The sequence below is a fragment of the Achromobacter marplatensis genome (assembly GCF_002209535.1).
GTDB lineage: Bacteria > Pseudomonadota > Gammaproteobacteria > Burkholderiales > Burkholderiaceae_B > Achromobacter > Achromobacter marplatensis.
In genome coordinates this window covers 1-1,169 of record NZ_NJIG01000048.1, presented here as the reverse complement: position 1 = coordinate 1,169, position 1,169 = coordinate 1, and the positions used below count along the sequence as shown (strand labels likewise).

Below are 1,169 nucleotides of genomic sequence, written 5' to 3'. Positions count from 1 at the left end.
TGTGTGGAACTAAGCGTAAGACAAGTAGGGCGGGACACGTGAAATCCTGTTTGAAGATGGGGGGACCATCCTCCAAGGCTAAATACTCGTGATCGACCGATAGTGAACCAGTACCGTGAGGGAAAGGCGAAAAGAACCCCGGAAGGGGAGTGAAATAGATCCTGAAACCGTATGCATACAAACAGTAGGAGCCTCCTTGTGGGGTGACTGCGTACCTTTTGTATAATGGGTCAGCGACTTACATTCAGTGGCAAGGTTAACCGAATAGGGAAGCCGTAGCGAAAGCGAGTCCGAATAGGGCGATTCAGTCGCTGGGTGTAGACCCGAAACCAGATGATCTATCCATGGCCAGGTTGAAGGCACGGTAACACGTGCTGGAGGACCGAACCCACTAATGTTGAAAAATTAGGGGATGAGCTGTGGATAGGGGTGAAAGGCTAAACAAATCTGGAAATAGCTGGTTCTCTCCGAAAACTATTTAGGTAGTGCCTCAAGTATTACTGCGGGGGGTAGAGCACTGTTATAGCTAGGGGGTCATGGCGACTTACCAAACTATGGCAAACTCCGAATACCCGCAAGTACAGCTTGGGAGACAGAGCACCGGGTGCTAACGTCCGGACTCAAGAGGGAAACAACCCAGACCGCCAGCTAAGGTCCCGAATTATCGCTAAGTGGGAAACGAAGTGGGAAGGCATAGACAGTCAGGAGGTTGGCTTAGAAGCAGCCATCCTTTAAAGAAAGCGTAATAGCTCACTGATCGAGTCGTCCTGCGCGGAAGATGTAACGGGGCTAAGCGATAAACCGAAGCTGCGGGTGTGCACTTTTAGTGCACGCGGTAGGAGAGCGTTCTGTAAGCCTGCGAAGGTGGCTTGTAAAGGCTGCTGGAGGTATCAGAAGTGCGAATGCTGACATGAGTAGCGATAAAGGGGGTGAAAAGCCCCCTCGCCGTAAGTCCAAGGTTTCCTGCGCAACGTTCATCGGCGCAGGGTGAGTCGGCCCCTAAGGCGAGGCAGAGATGCGTAGCTGATGGGAAACTGGTTAATATTCCAGTACCGTCGTACAGTGCGATGGGGGGACGGATCGCGGAAGATCATCAGGGTGTTGGATGTCCCTGTTGCTGCATCGAAGATGGCGCTTAGGCAAATCCGGGCGCGTAAATCAAGGGTGTG

At 52.3% G+C, this 1,169-nt stretch carries 1 rRNA gene; it reads left to right on the top strand.

What is annotated here, in order from left to right:
• A 23S ribosomal RNA gene (locus tag CEY09_RS31740) occupies positions 1–1,169 on the top strand; the annotation flags it as partial.